The following is a 15,350-nucleotide window of genomic DNA, read 5'->3' on the forward strand; positions in this document are numbered from 1 at the left end:
CCATCATGACCGCCGCCGCGCCCCGCATCTACCTCGCCTCCCGCAGCCCGCGCCGGCGTGAGCTGCTGCGCCAGATCGGCGTGCAGTTCGATGTCCTCACCTTCCGCGGCGGCGAACGCGGCGAGGATGCCGACGTCGATGAAACACCGCTTGCCGGCGAAGGGGCCGAGCGCTACGTCGAGCGTCTGGCACTGACCAAGGCCGAAGCCGCTGTGCGCCGTCTGCTGTGGCGCAAGCTGCAGCGCCAGCCGGTGCTGGCGGCCGACACCACGCTGGAGGTGGACGGGGAGATCATCGGCAAGCCCACCGACAGCGCCGATGCCACCGCCATCCTGCAACGCCTCTCCGGACGCAGCCACCGCGTGCTCACCGCAGTGGCGGTCAGCGACGGCGAACGCACACGCTGCCGGGTAAGCGTCAGCGAAGTCCGCTTCCGCGAACTCGACGCCGAACAGATCCGCCGCTACGTCAACAGCGGCGAGCCCCTCGACAAGGCCGGCGCCTACGGCATCCAGGGCCGCGCCGCGGTCTTCGTCGAACACATCTCCGGCAGCTACAGCGGCATCATGGGGCTGCCGCTGTTCGAGACCGCGCAACTGCTCGAAGCCTTCGGCTATTCTCTGCCGTAGCGCCCGATGGGCAATGCGCAAGGGCGGCCGCCAGTCCGCCATTGCGCATTTCTCATTGACTCCCCCTTGCGCATGAGCATCGAATTCCTCATCAACTGCACCCCGCAGGAAACCCGCATCGCCGTCGTCGAACAGGGCGTGGTACAGGAACTTCACGTCGAACGCACCGCCAGCCGCGGCATCGTCGGCAACATCTATCTCGGCAAGGTCGTGCGTGTGCTGCCCGGCATGCAGTCGGCCTTCATCGACATCGGTCTGGAGCGCACGGCCTTCCTGCATGTGGCCGACATCTGGAGCGAGCGCCACAACGGCGAAGCGGCCAAACCCATCGAGCGCATCCTCAGCGAAGGCCAGAACCTCACCGTGCAGGTGCTCAAGGATCCCATCGGCACCAAGGGGGCGCGTCTGTCGACGCAGATCAGCATCGCCGGGCGCATGCTGGTATATCTGCCCCAGGATCATCACATCGGCATCTCCCAGCGCATCGAGGACGAGGCCGGCCGCGAGGCCCTGCGTGAACGCCTCACCCGCCTGGTACCCGCCGAGGAACCCGGCGGTTTCATCGTCCGCACGATGGCCGAATCGGCCGGCGACGACGAACTCGCCGCCGACATCGCCTACCTGCGCAAGCTGTGGGGCGAGATCCAGGCGCGCGCAGTCGGCGCCACCCCGCCACGCCTGCTCTACGAAGACCTCAACCTTGCCCAGCGCGCCCTGCGCGACCTCGTCGACGACGACACCGGGCGCATCGTCATCGACTCGCGGGAGAACTTTCACAAGCTCAGCGCCTTTGCCCAGCAGTACATGCCCAAGGTGCTGCCCCTGCTCGGCCACTACACCGGCGAGCGGCCGCTGTTCGACCTCCACAGCATCGAGGACGAGATCCAGAAGGCGCTCGGACGGCGCGTCGACCTCAAGTCCGGCGGCTACCTGATCATCGACCAGACCGAGGCGATGACCACCGTGGACGTCAACACCGGCGGCTTCGTCGGCGCACGCAACTTCGACGACACCATCTTCAAGACCAACCTCGAAGCCGCCCAGTCCATCGCCCGCCAACTGCGCCTGCGCAACCTGGGCGGCATCATCATCATCGACTTCATCGACATGGAGACCGCCGAGCATCGCGACATGGTGCTGGAGGAGTTCCGCAAGGCGCTGGCGCGCGACCACACCAAGATGAGCATCAACGGCTTCACCGCCCTCGGTCTGGTGGAGATGACCCGCAAGCGCACGCGCGAATCGCTCGCCCACCTGCTCTGCGAGCCCTGCCCGACCTGCGACGGCCGCGGCGAGGTGAAGACCGCGCGCACGGTATGCTACGAGATCCTCCGCGAACTGCTGCGCGAGGCACGCCAGTTCAACGCCCGCGAGTTTCGCGTGCTGGCCTCGCCGCAGGTCATCGACCTCTTCCTCGACGAGGAGTCGCAGGCCCTCGCCATGCTCTCCGACTTCATCGACAAGAAGATCTCCCTGCACCCGGAAGCCAGCTACACCCAGGAACAGTTCGACATCGTATTGCTGTGAGCCGCCCCGCCCTCCCCGCCGCCGAGCCGGCCCCCGAACACTTCCGCAGCGCCGTGATGCGCGCGCTGGCGGCCACCCGGCCGCCCTTTCTCGCCGTCACCCTGGTCGCCTGCGTGCTCGGACTGGCCAGCGCCCACGGCAGTGGCGTGGCGCTGGATCCCCTCACCGCCATCCTCACGGTCGTGCTGGCGCTGCTCGCCCATGCCGGTGGCAACGTCATCAACGACTACCACGACCGCGATGCCGACTGCCTCAACGAAGAGCGCCTGTTCCCCTTCACCGGCGGCAGCCGCTTCATCCAGAACGGCGTACTGAGCGCCCGCCAGACCGCCATGCTGGGCTATGGCCTGCTCCTCGCGGTACTGCCGGGTGGCCTGTGGCTGGCCTGGCAGGCCGGTACCGGGCTGCTCGCCATCGGCGCCGCAGGCCTGCTGGTGACCTGGGCCTACTCCGCGCCACCGCTCTACCTCGTCGGCCGCGGCCTCGGTGAACTGTGCATCGTCGCCGCCTGGCTGCTGGTGGTCGCCGGTGCTGATTACGTGCAGCGCGGCAGCTTCAGCGCCGTGCCGCTGATCGCCGGCCTGTCCTACGCCCTGCTGGTGGCCAATCTGCTGTTCATCAACCAGTTCCCCGACCACCAGGGCGACAAGGCTGCCGGCAAGCGCACCGTGGTCGTCCGCCTCGGCCCGCAGGCTGCCAAGTGGGGCTACCTGTGCATCGCCCTGGTAGCCTATGGCTGGCTGGTACTGATGGTCGGCCGCGAAGCCCTGCCGCAGAAGGCCGCGGCCGCGGCGATCACCCTGGTGTTCTCGTTCAGTGCCGCCAAGGTCCTCCTCGACAACGCCGAGCAATCCGCCGAACTGGCCCCGGCTATCCGCCAGACCATCCTCGCCGCCTGCGCCCATGGCCTGCTGCTCGCCGCCGCCCTGGCCTTCGCGAGCTGGCCGGGCGCACACTGACCCGGACACCTGAGATCATGATCGGACGCCTCACCGGCACCCTGCTCGAAAAGAACCCGCCGCAGATCCTCGTCGACGTGCACGGCCTCGGCTACGAGGTGGACGTGCCGATGAGCACCTTCTACGGCCTGCCCGCCAGCGGCCAGGCGGTAAGCCTGCACACCCATCTGGCCATCCGCGAGGACGGCCACTTCCTCTACGGCTTCGCCACCATCGAGGAACGCGCCGCCTTCCGGCAACTGCTGAAGGTCTCCGGCATCGGTGCGCGTACCGCACTGGCAGTGCTCTCCGGCCTCTCGGTGAGCGACCTCGCCCAGGCAGTGGCCCTGCAGGAGGCCGGACGCCTGGTGAAGGTGCCGGGCATCGGCAAGAAGACCGCCGAGCGCCTGCTGCTCGAACTGCGCGACAAGCTCGGCCACGCCCTCCCGGCCCTGGCCGGCACCCGACTCCCCCAGGGCACTCCGGCCGACGCCGCCGCCGACGCGCGCAGCGACATCCTCAACGCTCTGGTGGCACTGGGCTACAACGAGCGCGAAGCACTTGGGGCGATGAAAGGGCTCGCCGAAGATGTCGCCGTTGCCGAAGGCATCCGGCAAGCCTTGCGGCTACTCTCGAAGGCGTAGTCCGCAGCAACCGGCGCAGCCATTCCAGTCGCATTTTCTTACGACTCAACTTGAGCAACTGAAATTTGTTGTTATAAATCAATGACTTGAAATGCTGGCACGGCTGATGCTGTAGAAACGGCACCCCCGGCGCAGATCCGGACAGATACAGCGGAGGCCATAAAATGAACAGCACTCTCAAGATCGCCAGCAGCGCCCTCGCCCTTGGCCTGCTCAGCGCCCCGGCCCAGGCCGTCCTGATAAACGAGTGGAGCTATTCGGTGGTGAGCGAGTTCACCGCCGCCAGCTTCGATGCCGCCGGCGTCCAGAACGGCATCTTCGACGGTGGCCAGACCATCCGCTGGGGCACCCCCCACACCTCCGGCAACGGCGAACAGAGCTCGCTGGTGATCTCCGGCACCGGCGCCCCCGCCGCCGCCAACGAGGCCCGGGGCAGCGTGGACACCTACTTCGGCGTGACACCGCCGAATGCCGCGCCCTATGTGGGCGTCAGCACCACCCTGACCCATAACAACAACATCATCAATGCCGGCTCCGGTTCGCTCACCGAGGCCACGCTGACCAACTACGTCACCCTGACGCCGATCGATCCTGCCGTGCCGGCCACCGCGAACCAGATCGTGCCCTTCCAGATCCGCTTCAAGGAAACCACCAACACCGGAACATCGGGCGAATGCGGCTTCCCGTCGTCGACCGTGCCCTGCGACGACATCTTCGTGCTCACTGGCGGGCTGCTCAACTTCAGCTTCGATTTCGGCGGCACCCTGTACTACGTCAACATCTTCCCGATCATCGGCGGCGTGCTCGGCGAACTCGATCCGCTCAGCTGCGCCGAAGCCGGTGTCGGCGCGGGCTGCATCGGCTTCCAGACCGTCGAAGGGCAGAGCACCGCGCTGACCTTCGGCTTCACCCTCTCCACCCGCCCGCTGCAGGTACCCGAGCCCGGCGTGCTCGCCCTGCTCGGCATCGGCCTGGTCGGCCTCGGCGCCCTGCGCCGCCGCCGCGCCTGAACGAGCCCGCAACACAGCGCAGTGGGGAGCTTCGGCTCCCCGTTTTTTTGTCCACGCGATGGGCGGAGCGGGCAGCGCCTTCGGCTAAACTTCTCTCCATGATCGAAACGGACAAACTCCAGGCGCCGCGCCTGATCTCGCCGCAGCCGACCGACCGCCAGGAAGACGCCATCGAGCGCGCGCTGCGCCCCAAGCGCCTGGCCGACTATGTCGGCCAGCAGAAGATCCGCGAGCAGCTGGAGATCTTCATCCAGGCCGCGCGCAATCGCCACGAAGCGCTCGACCACGTGCTGCTGTTCGGCCCCCCCGGGCTGGGCAAGACCACACTGGCACACATCGTCGCCGCGGAGATGGGCGTCAATCTGCGCCAGACCTCCGGCCCGGTGCTGGAGCGCGCCGGCGACCTGGCCGCGCTGCTGACCAACCTCGAACCGCATGACGTGCTGTTCATCGACGAGATCCACCGTCTCTCGCCGGTGGTCGAAGAGATCCTCTACCCGGCGCTGGAGGATTTCCAGATCGACATCATGATCGGCGAAGGCCCGGCCGCACGCTCGGTAAAGCTCGACCTGCCGCCCTTCACCCTGGTGGGCGCCACCACCCGCGCCGGCATGCTGACCAACCCGCTGCGCGACCGTTTCGGCATCGTCTCGCGCCTCGAGTTCTACACCCCGGAGGAGCTCGGCTACATCGTCGGGCGCTCGGCCGGCCTGCTCAATGTGGCGATCGACGACGCGGGGGCCTTCGAGATCGCACGCCGCGCGCGCGGCACCCCGCGCATCGCCAACCGCCTGCTGCGCCGGGTGCGCGACTATGCCGAGGTGAAGGCGGGCGGACACATCACCGCCGCGGTGGCGGATGCCGCCCTGACCATGCTGGACGTGGATCATCTCGGCCTCGATCTGATGGACCGCAAGCTGCTCGGCGCAATGCTGGAGAAGTTCGGCGGCGGACCGGTGGGCCTGGACAACCTGGCCGCCTCGGTGGGCGAGTCGCCCGACACCATCGAGGACGTGCTGGAACCCTTTTTGATCCAGCAGGGCTACCTGCAGCGCACGCCGCGCGGGCGCATGGCCACGCCGGCGATCTGGCAGCACTTCGGCCTCACCCCGCCGGGCCGCATGGCCAGCGGCGAGCTGTGGCCGGACGCCGGCTGAGCCGCGCTCGACACGCCAGCGCCCGCCGTGCGCACCTTCCAGGCCTTCGTCATCCTGCTGTGCGTGTTCGGCGGCGCCTGGCTGCTGAACGGGCCGGAGTTCTTCATGCCGGCACGCCATGACCCCTCGCACGGGGTGTACTTCAGTGGTACGTCCTCGCGCCTGCTCGGTGCCGGGCTGCTGCTGGTGGCCTGGCTGGGGCTGAGCGTGAAACGCCATGCCGGGCGCGGCAGCGGCAAGGCGCCACCGCGCCACTGGCAGGTGCGCTACTTCATGCTGCTGATGCTCGCCCTGGCGCTGATCGGCACCGCCTTCCACGTCGGCGAACACGGCCCCAGCCCGCACCACCGGGAAGCGACAGCCCCGCGTCCTGACGGCGTGTAGGCGCGGCCTTGGCCGCGATTCGGCCCGGCGGGAAGCCGCTCAGCCGCCCGAGCAGCCGCAGCCGCCGCCACCACCGCCGCAGCCGCCACCGACCGGCGCGCTTTCCGCCGGGGTCTTGTCCTGCTCTCGGGGGCTCAGACAGATGGCGAAGTCGATGACGATGTTGCCGGGATCGCGCGCCACGTACTCGATGCTGACCTGGTCGCCATAGCGCTGGCGGATCTGGCCGAGCAGCGGCAGGGGATCATGGTCGTTCACGAAACGCATGGTCTCGCCATCCATCAGCGCTTCCAGCGCGCCGAAGATGGCGGCATGGCGGAAGCGCTTGGCGACGCCGCGGGCATCGAAGGGAAATACGGATTCGTTGAACAGGGGCAGTTCGTTCATGGATTCTCTCTCCTGGAGTCGGGGGCGCCCGCCCGCTTGGCGGGGCGTGACGCTGCACCGCATCCTAGGGCCTGTTCTCATTCGCCATGGCGGTCGCCAGCGCGAATGAGAACAGGCTCTCGTGTAGTGTTTCACTCTTGCGGGAACTTAAGTTTGCACAACGAAGCTCCCTCCCCTTCAAGGGGGCGGAGCAGGGGTTTCGGCGAGCACCGCTCGCCGCCTGCGTAGCGGCGTAGCGTAGCGGAGACTCCCGGGTTGGGGTGGGGATGGGTAGACTCCGAAGCGCCTACAAGAAACCCATCCCCATCCTGTCCTGTCCAGGGCCGGCTTTGCACAGCCGGCCCGCTCAGCCGGCGCGAAGCATGCTTCGCGAAACCCCGGCTTCGCCCCCTTGAAGGGGAAGGAACCTGCTAATTCGCTCCGCGGCACACGAGGAGGAGGCCGCTGCAACGTGAACTTGCTAGGCTTCAGATAAGTTCCATCAAGAACGCACCACTACACTAGGGATGCGTGCCCGCCCCCGCCTTGAGCCAGAACAAGAATCCGCGGACGACGCTCAGCCCACCTGGCAGGCCAGGCCCTTGAGATACTCACCCTCGGGCACCGCCAGACCCACCGGGTGGTCCGCCGCGGCGGCCAGGCGGTGGATGATGCGCGCGTCCACGCCGGCATCGATCGCCGCGCCGGCGACGATCTTCTGGAACAGTTCCAGCCCCACGCCGCCGGAGCAGGAATAGCTCATCAGGATGCCGCCCGGGTTGAGCAGGCGGAAGCCGAGCATGTTGATGTCCTTGTAGGCGCGCGCGGCGCGTTCCGCATGCGCGGCCGAAGGTGCGAACTTGGGCGGATCGAGCACGATCAGGTCGAACCTGCGCCCTTCCGCGCGCAGCGCCCGCAGGGCCTGGAAGACGTCGTCCTCACGCCATTCGGCACGGCTCGCATCAAGCTGGGGGTTGTGCGCAAGGTTGCGCTGCGCACCGGCCAGCGCCGGCCCCGAGGAGTCGATCGACAGCACGCCGGCCGCACCGCCGGCCAGCGCCTGCAGCGAGAAGCCCCCGGTGTAACAGAAGCAGTTGAGCACCTGGCGGCCGGCCGCCAGGCGGCCGGTGAGCAGACGGTTGTCGCGCTGGTCGAGATAGAAACCCGTCTTGTGCCCGCCGACCACGTCCACTTCCATGGTGACGCCGTTCTCGACGATGGTCAGCGGCCCGGCCGGCAGTTCGCCATGCACACAACCGGCCGTGGGCGGCAGGCCCTCCAGGCCGCGCACCTCGGAATCGGAACGCTCGTACACCGCCGTGCAGCCTGTGGCCTGGACCAGCGCGCCGACGATGGCAGCGCGCCATTTGTCCGCCCCGGCACTGGTGAGCTGCATCACCACCACGTCGCCGTAGCGGTCGGCAATCACCCCGGGCAGACCGTCCGACTCGCCGTGGATCAGGCGCAGCCCGGCCTGCCCGGCGAGCAGCGGGTGCGCACTGCGGCGCGCCACCGCTGCGGCCACCTTGCGCTTGAAGAAGGCGTGGTCGATGCTCGCCTCGACGTCGAAACTCCACACCCGGGCGCGGATCTGCGACTCCGGCGACCAGGCGGCACGCGCCAGCACGCGACCATCGGCGTTGAGCACCTCGACGGTGTCGCCCGCGCGCGCGCGGCCATCGAGTTCGGCCACCGAGCCAGCAAAGACCCACGGATGGCGGCGCAGCAGGGAACGTTCCTTGCCGGGTTTGAGGATGAGTCGGGCCATGGGATGAGAGGGGGGAAGACAGTCAGGGAGGCGCAGTCTACCCCGTCGCGCCGCTCAGCGGTGATGCACCCGGATGGCCAGCATGTCGCGGCGCAGTTGCAGCAGGCTGAGGAGGGCGTCACGCACCGGCGCGGAGAGCATGCGGCAGCACTCGTCGTCACGCTCCAGGCCGTCGCACAGGCCCTCCAGGGACTCAGGATGGAGTCCGGCGTCGGCGCAGATCGCCTTCACCTCGGCTTCGAGGATGGCGACGATGCGCCGTGCGCGCTCCTCCATGCCCCCTTCAGCGCGCCATCAACCGGCGCGCCTGGTCGGCGATGGCCAGCAGTTCGGGCAGTTCGCGCGACTGCAGGACCTCGCCGAAGCGGCTGAGGGCGTCGGAGCTGATGTAGAGGTGACCATTGTGGCGGCGGTTGATCCAGCCCAGCTCGACCAGACGGACGATCTTGCGGCGCACCGTCTCGCGCGGCAGGCCGGTGGCGGCAGCGATGGAGTAGGCATTGCACGGACGCAGCACACGCTGGTCACAGGGCTGGTCGTCCTCCGCCGGACTCCCGCGCTCGCTCTTCTCATGCCCGTTCTCGAGCTCGCCGAGATTGTGCAGGGCGATCTCGCCGAGCAGGATGGGCAGCAGGATGTCGCGCTCGAATTCCTCAAAGGTCCGGCGCAGCTTGCGCACTTCGTAACGCGCCAGCAAGAGCGCGACGTTGCGCAGCAGACGCTGGCCGTGGACGTGATCTGCGCCGCTGCCGGCGGCAGGGCGTTCTGTCTGTGGGGTCGTGATCGTGGTACTCATTGCCCGCCTCCCTGCCTCGCCAGAGGCCTCCCAGGAGTGTCGTTGTATTGGTTGTTGCGACGAGCATACCTGAAGCGGCAAGGCGCGAGGATCGGGCCGATCCCCATTTTGGGGAGAGGCCTGAAAACGGCCTCAGGACTTGCGCGCGCGCGGATGCGCGGCATCGTACACCCGCGCCAGATGCTGGTAATCAAGATGAGTATAGACCTGCGTGCTCTGGATGCTGGCGTGGCCGAGCAGTTCCTGCACCGCGCGCAGGTCGCCGCTGGACTGCAGGACGTGACTGGCAAAGCTGTGGCGCAGCATGTGCGGGTGTACGTGAACACCGACACCGGCCTCGCGTGCCCAGCGTGCCAGACGGGCGCGGATCGCCCCGCCGCTGAGCCGCCCACCCTGGCGGCTGACGAACAGCGCGGCCTCGTCGGCCGCCGCCACCTCGCCGCGCACAGCCAGCCAGTCGGCCAGTGCCTGCAGGGCCGCCGTGCCTACCGGCACGATGCGCTTCTTGCCCCGCTTGCCAAGGACAGTGACCAGCCCCTGGGCGGCGTCGACGTCGCCGCCGACATCGAGCGCGGCAAGTTCGGCCAGCCGCAGGCCGGAGGAATAGAGCAGTTCGAACATCGCGCGATCGCGCAGCTGCAAGACGCCTTCGCCATCGCCGCCATCGAGCAGGCCCTGCGCCTGATCGGGCGACAGCGCCTTGGGCAGGCGCCGCGGCGAACGCGGCGGGCGAATGCCCAGCGCAGGGTTGAGCGCCATGCCGCGGTGGCGCACCAGCCACGCGAAGAGGCCACGCCAGGCCGACAGCCGGCGGGCAATGGAACGCCCGCCGAGCCCTTCGCCGTGGAGACGGGCCACGAAGCGGCGGATATCATGGGCGGCAAGCGCGTCGACCGCAGTGGTGCCGGCCAGGCGCTGCAGGGCGAGCAGATCGCGGCGGTAGTTTTCCAGGGTCAGCGGCGCCGCGCGGCGCTGGCTGGCCAGCCAGCCGAGGTAGTCGCGCAGCCACTCCGGGTCGTCTGCCGCCAGCCGGGCATCCATGTCTTTCAGCCGAGCTGGCGCAGCACCGCCGTGGACACCAGTTCGCCAATGCGGCCGAGATAGAGGGTGCCCATCTCGGCATAGAAACGCTCTGCCTCCTCGCTGCCCAGCACCAGCAGCCCGATCACCTGGGTCTGGCGGCGCAGCGGTACCAGCGCCACCGAACGCACGTGTGGAGCGGCCTCGCCGAACCAGCCGACGACCTCGATGTTGCCCGGCGCTCCGCAGTAGGGCTGGTGCAGATCGCCGGCGAGAAAGCGCACCGCCTCGCTGACCTCGGCGAAGTCGTCGCTGTCATGACGGATCACGCTGTTCCAGATGCGCAGGGCCACCTGAGGCACGGCAAAATCCTCGCGCATGTTGTGGAACAGCGCGTGGCGCAGGCTCTCGTAGTCGGACGCTTCGAGCAGGGCGAGGGAGAAGCGGTGGACCTTGTCGCTGATCTCGTCGTTCTCCTCGCCGAAGCGGATCAGCTCGGCGAGCTTGCCCTCGAGTTGGCGGATCTTCTCGCGCAGCGCATGGAGCTGGCGCTCGGCCAGCGAAATGGCCTGCCCGCCGTGCGGATGGGGAACGGTGAGCTCGGTGAACAACTCGCCGTGATGGGCGAGAAAATCGGGATGTTCGCGCAGATAGCGGACAACGTCATCGGCATTCATCAACATGGGCTCCTGGACGACGGCGGGGCGCCGCCACGGGTCGGATGGGCATCAGGCGAGTTCGGCCTCGCCCTCGAAAACGGTCACCGCCGGGCCGGTCATCAGCACCGGCGTACCGGGGCCCTGCCAGGCAATCTGCAGCTCGCCGCCGCGGGTCTCCACCCGCACCGACGAGGCCAGCAGACCACGCAGGATGCCCGCCACCACCGCCGCACAGGCGCCGGTGCCGCAGGCCAGGGTCTCGCCGGCGCCGCGCTCGTAGACGCGCAGGCGGATGCGGTCTGCGGCCACCACCTCCATGAAACCGGCATTGACACGGGCAGGGAAGCGCGGGTGGGACTCGATCAGCGGCCCGAGCTCGGCCACCGCCGCGGCATCGACGCTGGCCACCACCTGTACGGCATGGGGATTGCCCATCGACAGCGCGGTGATCGCCAGGGTCTGTCCGTCCACCTCCAGGGGCTGGACAGCAGCGCAAGAATCCGAAACAAAGGGGATCTGCGCCGGCTCCAGAACCGGCACACCCATGTCCACGGTCACCTGGCCGTCGTCCTCGAGTCGCGGGGCGATGATGCCCGCACGCGTCTCGACACGAATCTCGCGCTTTGCACTGAGGCCCTTGTCATGAACGAAGCGGGCAAAGCAGCGCGCACCATTGCCGCACTGCTCGACCTCGCCGCCATCAGCATTGAAGATGCGGTAGCGGAAATCGACCCCGGCCTGAGTGGCCGGCTCGACCACCAGCAACTGGTCGAAGCCGATGCCGCAGTGGCGGTCGGCCAGTTGCCGGATGCGCACCGCGTCGAGTGCGAAGGGCGTGCGGGTGGCATCGACGACGACGAAGTCGTTGCCCAGGCCGTGCATCTTGGTGAAGCGCAGTTGCATGGAAATGGTGTGTCGCCCGTAGTGATGGCGGGATTGTCCTCTAGCGCGTGCAGCGCGTCCACCCGCGCCGTGCGACAATCCTGCCATGGACCGACCCGCTCTCCACATTCCCGTCCTTGCCTGGCTGCTGGCGATCCCCGGCGTACTCTGCCTGCTCGCCGGCATTGTCCTGCTGGTCGGCGACTTTGCCGCGGTGCATCCCCTGCTCGGCGGCGCCGGCGCCGGTCTCGCATTGCTCGTCTCGGCCGCGGCCCTGCTTGGCAGCGCGGGCTTTCCGATCGCCCTGCAGCGCCTCGCCGACCGCGACCGTGCCGATCAATAAAGCCTGGGCTCGCCCGGCGGGCGGGTCTTGAAGCGGCGGTGCACCCAGTAGTACTGCTCGGGCATGGTGCGCACCACCGTCTCCAGCCAGCGATTCATGCGCAGGGTATCGGCGGCGACGTCGTCGGTGGGGAAGTCCGCCCACGGCTCGCCGGTCTCGATGCGATAACCCTGCCCGCCCGGCAGCATGCGGGTCACGCACGGCACCACCGCGGCACCGGCAAGACGCGACAGGCGCGACAGGCCGGTAATGGTGGCCGCCGGCACGCCGAAGAAGGGTACGAAGATCGAATCCTTGCGGCGGTAATCCATGTCCGGCAGGTAATAGAAGGGACGGCCGGCCTTCATCGCCTTCACCGTCGGGCGCGCGCCGTCCTCGCGGGCGAGCAGCAGCTGGTCGCCGAAACGGCTGCGGCCGTGGAAGAACCAGCGGTCGAACACCGCATTGCTCTGGCGGGCGTAGATGCTGACGATGTCGAAACTCATGGTGACCCGCGTGCCCCCCATGTCGAGACCGACGAAATGCGGCGCCAGCAGGATCACCGGCCGCCCGCCGGCAAGCAGTTCATCCACCCGCCCCTCGTCGGCGAAGCTCACCAGACGCAGCAGGCGCGCGCGCGGCGCCCACCACAGCAGGCTGCGCTCCAGCAGACTGCGCCCGAGCACGCCGAAATGGCGGCGCGCCAGGGCGCGCCGTGCGCCCTCGTCAAGCTCCGGGAAGCACAGCCGCAGGTTGGTCAGCACGACGCTGCGACGGCCGCGTGCAAACCACCACAGCACGCGCCCCAGCGCCTGGCCGCAGGCGGCCAGCACAGGCAACGGCAGCCAGTGCAGCAGCCAAAGTGCAGCCACACCCACCCGGCTCAGCAGCCGTGCCCCCACGCCATCACCCGCCTTGCTGCGTCTGCGCCCCATCTCAGCGCTGCGCCCCGTCGTCGGCTGCGGGCGGCGGCACCCCCTTGGGGCGCTTGTAGCGGTCATAGCCCCACAGGTACTGCTGCGGGCAGGAGAGGATGAGATGCTCGATGTCGCGGTTGATCGCCGCGCACCGCGCCACGGTGTCGCCGGCAATGTCTTCCCGGCCGAGGCTGAAGCGCAGCACATAGCCCTGCCCGCGCGGCAGCCGTTCGGCCCAGGTGTAGATCACCCGCACGCCCTTCACCTCGGCCATGCGCGCAGCCAGCGTCATGGTCCACGCCGGACGGCGGAAGAATGGCGCCCACACGCCCTCGCCGACCCCCGGCGCCTGGTCGGGCAGCATGCCCACGGCCTGGTTGCTGCGCAGAGCCTTGACCAGTTTGCGGACGCCGGAAAGATCGGCGGGCGCCGTGCTCATCTGCCCGCGCGTGCGCCCGGCCTCCATCAGCGGCTGCAGCGCAGCCTTGCGCGGTGGCCGGTAAAGTGCGGTGATCGGCATGTGAGTGGCAAGGTATTGTCCGGTGATCTCGAAGCAGCCCAGATGGGGGGTGAGGAAGAGGATGCCGGCGCCACCTTCGACAGCATCCTCGACCAGTTGCCAACCCTCCACCCGCTGCACGCTTGCCGCCACCTCCTCCACCGGACGCAGCCACAGCCACGGCAGCTCCAGCGCCTGGCGACCGGCTTCCCGCACCGCAGCGCGCAGCACGGCGCCATCCTCGCGGCCCAGGGCACGGTAAAGATTGTCGTGCAGACGGCGGCGGTAGCCCGCATCGAGGCGATACACCACCCAGCCTGCCCAGCCGCCGAGGCGGTGCAGCCAGGCCAGCGGCAGGCGGGAAAGCACGCGGAAGATGAGCTCTGTAAACACGTTCGCAAGGGCGGCCGGAAGGCACCCGCAAGGAGCGGGGTTTGACCGCGGACTGACAAGGACTATAATTATCGCTTAGCCGCCGAGTTAATACGACAACTTGCAGGGCGGGCGCAAGCTTACAGGGCGCGCAAGAAATTCTGCTAAAGCGTCAGCTGCTCGACCAATCCCCGGAGCCGGCGACGACGCCACACCCGGGGATTTTGTCGTTCAGGAGCAGCACGCATGTCCAGAGAATTCCTCTTTACCTCCGAATCGGTTTCCGAAGGCCATCCCGACAAGGTTGCCGACCAGGTCTCCGACGGCATCCTCGACGCCATCCTCGCCGAGGACCCGAAGGCCCGCGTGGCCTGCGAAACGCTGGTCTCCACCGGCCTGGTGGTGATCTCCGGTGAAATCACCACCACCGCGCACCCCAACTACAAGGAAATCGCCCAGGACGTCATCCGCCGCATCGGCTACGACGACTCGGCCACCGGCTTCGACTACAAGTCCTGCGCCATCCTCACCGCCATCAACCGTCAGTCCCCGGACATTGCCCAGGGCGTCAATGAGGGCGAGGGTCTCGATCTCGATCAGGGCGCCGGCGACCAGGGTCTGATGTTCGGCTACGCCTGCAACGAAACCCCCAGCCTGATGCCGCTGCCCATCTACTATGCGCACCGCATCATGCAGCGCCAGGCCGAGCTGCGCAAGGATGGCCGTCTGCCGTGGCTGCGCCCGGACGCCAAGAGCCAGCTCACGGTGAAGTACGTGGACGGCAAGCCGGTGGCCATCGACACCGTGGTGGTGTCCACCCAGCACAGCCCGGAGGTCTCCCACGCGCAGATCAGTGAAGCGGTGATCGAGGAAGTGATCAAGCCGGTGCTGCCCAAGGAACTGCTCGGCGACAAGGTGCGCTACCTGATCAACCCCACCGGGCGCTTCGTCATTGGCGGCCCGCACGGCGACTGCGGCCTCACCGGGCGCAAGATCATCGTCGACACCTACGGTGGCGCGGCCCACCACGGCGGCGGGGCATTCTCCGGCAAGGACCCCTCCAAGGTTGACCGTTCGGCCGCCTACGCCGGCCGCTACGTGGCCAAGAACGTGGTTGCCGCCGGACTCGCCGACAGGTGCGAAGTACAGGTCGCTTACGCCATCGGCGTGGCCAGACCGGTCAGCCTGATGGTCGACACCTTCGGCACCGGCAAGATCAGCGACGAGCAGATCGCCGAGCTGATCGCCGTTCACTTCGACCTGCGTCCCAAGGCCATCATCCAGACCCTCGACCTGCTGCGTCCGATCTACGCCAAGAGCGCAGCCTACGGCCACTTCGGCCGCGAGGAGCCGGAGTTCACCTGGGAACGTACCGACAAGGCCGCCGCACTGCGCGCCGCCGCCGGACTGTAAGCGCTTGCAGCGGCCGCCCGCCGAGGGCGGCCGCTGTTATTCTGGCG

The 15,350-nt window shown here is 68.2% G+C and carries 18 protein-coding genes; 9 read left to right on the top strand and 9 right to left on the bottom strand.

The genetic code is table 11. The annotated features are described in order from the left end of the window. The first annotated feature begins 5 nt into the window (after positions 1-5). From C8261_RS13775 to C8261_RS13805, 7 genes are all read left to right on the top strand, one after another. Positions 6-629, top strand: coding sequence for a Maf family protein (locus C8261_RS13775; RefSeq protein ID WP_107494303.1), 624 nt, complete (start codon positions 6-8; stop codon positions 627-629). Positions 630-701: 72 nt separating this feature from the next. Continuing rightward, on the top strand, positions 702-2,156 hold the full coding sequence (gene rng, locus C8261_RS13780; protein WP_107494304.1) for a ribonuclease G: 1,455 nt from the start codon (positions 702-704) through the stop codon (positions 2,154-2,156). Continuing rightward, complete coding sequence (locus tag C8261_RS13785; RefSeq protein ID WP_408003222.1) at positions 2,153-3,115, top strand: prenyltransferase; 963 nt, start codon at positions 2,153-2,155, stop codon at positions 3,113-3,115. The genes rng and C8261_RS13785 overlap by 4 nt, the downstream gene beginning before the upstream one ends. Positions 3,116-3,132: 17 nt before the next feature. Beyond that, entirely contained in the window at positions 3,133-3,738 is a 606-nt protein-coding gene (ruvA, locus tag C8261_RS13790) for a Holliday junction branch migration protein RuvA (protein WP_107494305.1), read from the top strand. A 164-nt stretch (positions 3,739-3,902) separates the two neighbouring features. After that, positions 3,903-4,748, top strand: coding sequence for a THxN family PEP-CTERM protein (locus C8261_RS13795; RefSeq protein ID WP_107494306.1), 846 nt, complete (start codon positions 3,903-3,905; stop codon positions 4,746-4,748). 98 nt (positions 4,749-4,846) lie between these two features. Continuing rightward, positions 4,847-5,905: a Holliday junction branch migration DNA helicase RuvB gene (gene ruvB / locus C8261_RS13800; protein WP_107494307.1), complete on the top strand. Its 1,059-nt coding sequence runs from the start codon at positions 4,847-4,849 to the stop codon at positions 5,903-5,905. Positions 5,906-5,932: 27 nt separating this feature from the next. Continuing rightward, positions 5,933-6,289, top strand: coding sequence for a hypothetical protein (locus tag C8261_RS13805; protein WP_107494308.1), 357 nt, complete (start codon positions 5,933-5,935; stop codon positions 6,287-6,289). 39 nt (positions 6,290-6,328) lie between these two features. On the opposite strand, the gene C8261_RS13810 is transcribed toward C8261_RS13805, so the two are convergent. From C8261_RS13810 to dapF, 7 genes are all read right to left on the bottom strand, one after another. Continuing rightward, positions 6,329-6,676, bottom strand: coding sequence for a DUF2249 domain-containing protein (locus C8261_RS13810; RefSeq protein ID WP_107494309.1), 348 nt, complete (start codon positions 6,674-6,676; stop codon positions 6,329-6,331). Positions 6,677-7,232: 556 nt separating this feature from the next. Further along, entirely contained in the window at positions 7,233-8,423 is a 1,191-nt protein-coding gene (locus C8261_RS13815; RefSeq protein WP_107494310.1) for a class I SAM-dependent rRNA methyltransferase, read from the bottom strand. A gap of 54 nt (positions 8,424-8,477) precedes the next feature. Continuing rightward, positions 8,478-8,699 (bottom strand): hypothetical protein, encoded by a 222-nt coding sequence (locus tag C8261_RS13820; protein WP_107494311.1) that lies wholly within the window; start codon positions 8,697-8,699, stop codon positions 8,478-8,480. 7 nt (positions 8,700-8,706) lie between these two features. After that, positions 8,707-9,219 (bottom strand): helix-turn-helix domain-containing protein, encoded by a 513-nt coding sequence (locus tag C8261_RS13825; protein WP_235864929.1) that lies wholly within the window; start codon positions 9,217-9,219, stop codon positions 8,707-8,709. A 132-nt stretch (positions 9,220-9,351) separates the two neighbouring features. Further along, positions 9,352-10,260: a tyrosine recombinase XerC gene (gene xerC / locus C8261_RS13830; protein ID WP_107494312.1), complete on the bottom strand. Its 909-nt coding sequence runs from the start codon at positions 10,258-10,260 to the stop codon at positions 9,352-9,354. A 5-nt stretch (positions 10,261-10,265) separates the two neighbouring features. Continuing rightward, positions 10,266-10,916, bottom strand: coding sequence for a DUF484 family protein (locus C8261_RS13835; protein ID WP_107494313.1), 651 nt, complete (start codon positions 10,914-10,916; stop codon positions 10,266-10,268). A 51-nt stretch (positions 10,917-10,967) separates the two neighbouring features. Next, positions 10,968-11,801, bottom strand: coding sequence for a diaminopimelate epimerase (gene dapF, locus C8261_RS13840; RefSeq protein ID WP_107494314.1), 834 nt, complete (start codon positions 11,799-11,801; stop codon positions 10,968-10,970). Between the two features lie 85 nt (positions 11,802-11,886). Here dapF and C8261_RS13845 point away from each other — a divergent pair, with 85 nt between their 5' ends. Beyond that, positions 11,887-12,123 (top strand): hypothetical protein, encoded by a 237-nt coding sequence (locus C8261_RS13845; protein ID WP_107494315.1) that lies wholly within the window; start codon positions 11,887-11,889, stop codon positions 12,121-12,123. On the opposite strand, the gene C8261_RS13850 is transcribed toward C8261_RS13845, so the two are convergent. Both C8261_RS13850 and C8261_RS13855 read right to left on the bottom strand, forming a co-directional pair. Further along, positions 12,117-12,989 (bottom strand): lysophospholipid acyltransferase family protein, encoded by an 873-nt coding sequence (locus C8261_RS13850; RefSeq protein ID WP_107494388.1) that lies wholly within the window; start codon positions 12,987-12,989, stop codon positions 12,117-12,119. The genes C8261_RS13845 and C8261_RS13850 overlap by 7 nt on opposite strands. A 49-nt stretch (positions 12,990-13,038) precedes the next feature. Beyond that, complete coding sequence (locus C8261_RS13855; RefSeq protein ID WP_107494316.1) at positions 13,039-13,911, bottom strand: lysophospholipid acyltransferase family protein; 873 nt, start codon at positions 13,909-13,911, stop codon at positions 13,039-13,041. Between the two features lie 225 nt (positions 13,912-14,136). Here C8261_RS13855 and metK point away from each other — a divergent pair, with 225 nt between their 5' ends. Further along, entirely contained in the window at positions 14,137-15,303 is a 1,167-nt protein-coding gene (metK, locus tag C8261_RS13860; RefSeq protein ID WP_107494317.1) for a methionine adenosyltransferase, read from the top strand. Positions 15,304-15,350 lie beyond the last annotated feature (47 nt).

Origin of the sequence: Pseudothauera lacus (assembly GCF_003034845.1) — a bacterium.
Classification (GTDB): Bacteria; Pseudomonadota; Gammaproteobacteria; order Burkholderiales; family Rhodocyclaceae; genus Pseudothauera; species Pseudothauera lacus.

Coding starts and splice junctions, on each gene's coding strand:
- C8261_RS13775 (WP_107494303.1), top strand. CDS start 6: ATGACCGCCGCCGCGCCCCGCATCTACCTCGCCTCCCGCAGCCCGCGC.
- rng (WP_107494304.1), top strand. CDS start 702: ATGAGCATCGAATTCCTCATCAACTGCACCCCGCAGGAAACCCGCATC.
- ruvA (WP_107494305.1), top strand. CDS start 3,133: ATGATCGGACGCCTCACCGGCACCCTGCTCGAAAAGAACCCGCCGCAG.
- C8261_RS13795 (WP_107494306.1), top strand. CDS start 3,903: ATGAACAGCACTCTCAAGATCGCCAGCAGCGCCCTCGCCCTTGGCCTG.
- ruvB (WP_107494307.1), top strand. CDS start 4,847: ATGATCGAAACGGACAAACTCCAGGCGCCGCGCCTGATCTCGCCGCAG.
- C8261_RS13810 (WP_107494309.1), bottom strand. CDS start 6,676: ATGAACGAACTGCCCCTGTTCAACGAATCCGTATTTCCCTTCGATGCC.
- C8261_RS13815 (WP_107494310.1), bottom strand. CDS start 8,423: ATGGCCCGACTCATCCTCAAACCCGGCAAGGAACGTTCCCTGCTGCGC.
- C8261_RS13820 (WP_107494311.1), bottom strand. CDS start 8,699: ATGGAGGAGCGCGCACGGCGCATCGTCGCCATCCTCGAAGCCGAGGTG.
- C8261_RS13825 (WP_235864929.1), bottom strand. CDS start 9,219: ATGAGTACCACGATCACGACCCCACAGACAGAACGCCCTGCCGCCGGC.
- xerC (WP_107494312.1), bottom strand. CDS start 10,260: ATGGATGCCCGGCTGGCGGCAGACGACCCGGAGTGGCTGCGCGACTAC.
- C8261_RS13835 (WP_107494313.1), bottom strand. CDS start 10,916: ATGAATGCCGATGACGTTGTCCGCTATCTGCGCGAACATCCCGATTTT.
- dapF (WP_107494314.1), bottom strand. CDS start 11,801: ATGCAACTGCGCTTCACCAAGATGCACGGCCTGGGCAACGACTTCGTC.
- C8261_RS13845 (WP_107494315.1), top strand. CDS start 11,887: ATGGACCGACCCGCTCTCCACATTCCCGTCCTTGCCTGGCTGCTGGCG.
- metK (WP_107494317.1), top strand. CDS start 14,137: ATGTCCAGAGAATTCCTCTTTACCTCCGAATCGGTTTCCGAAGGCCAT.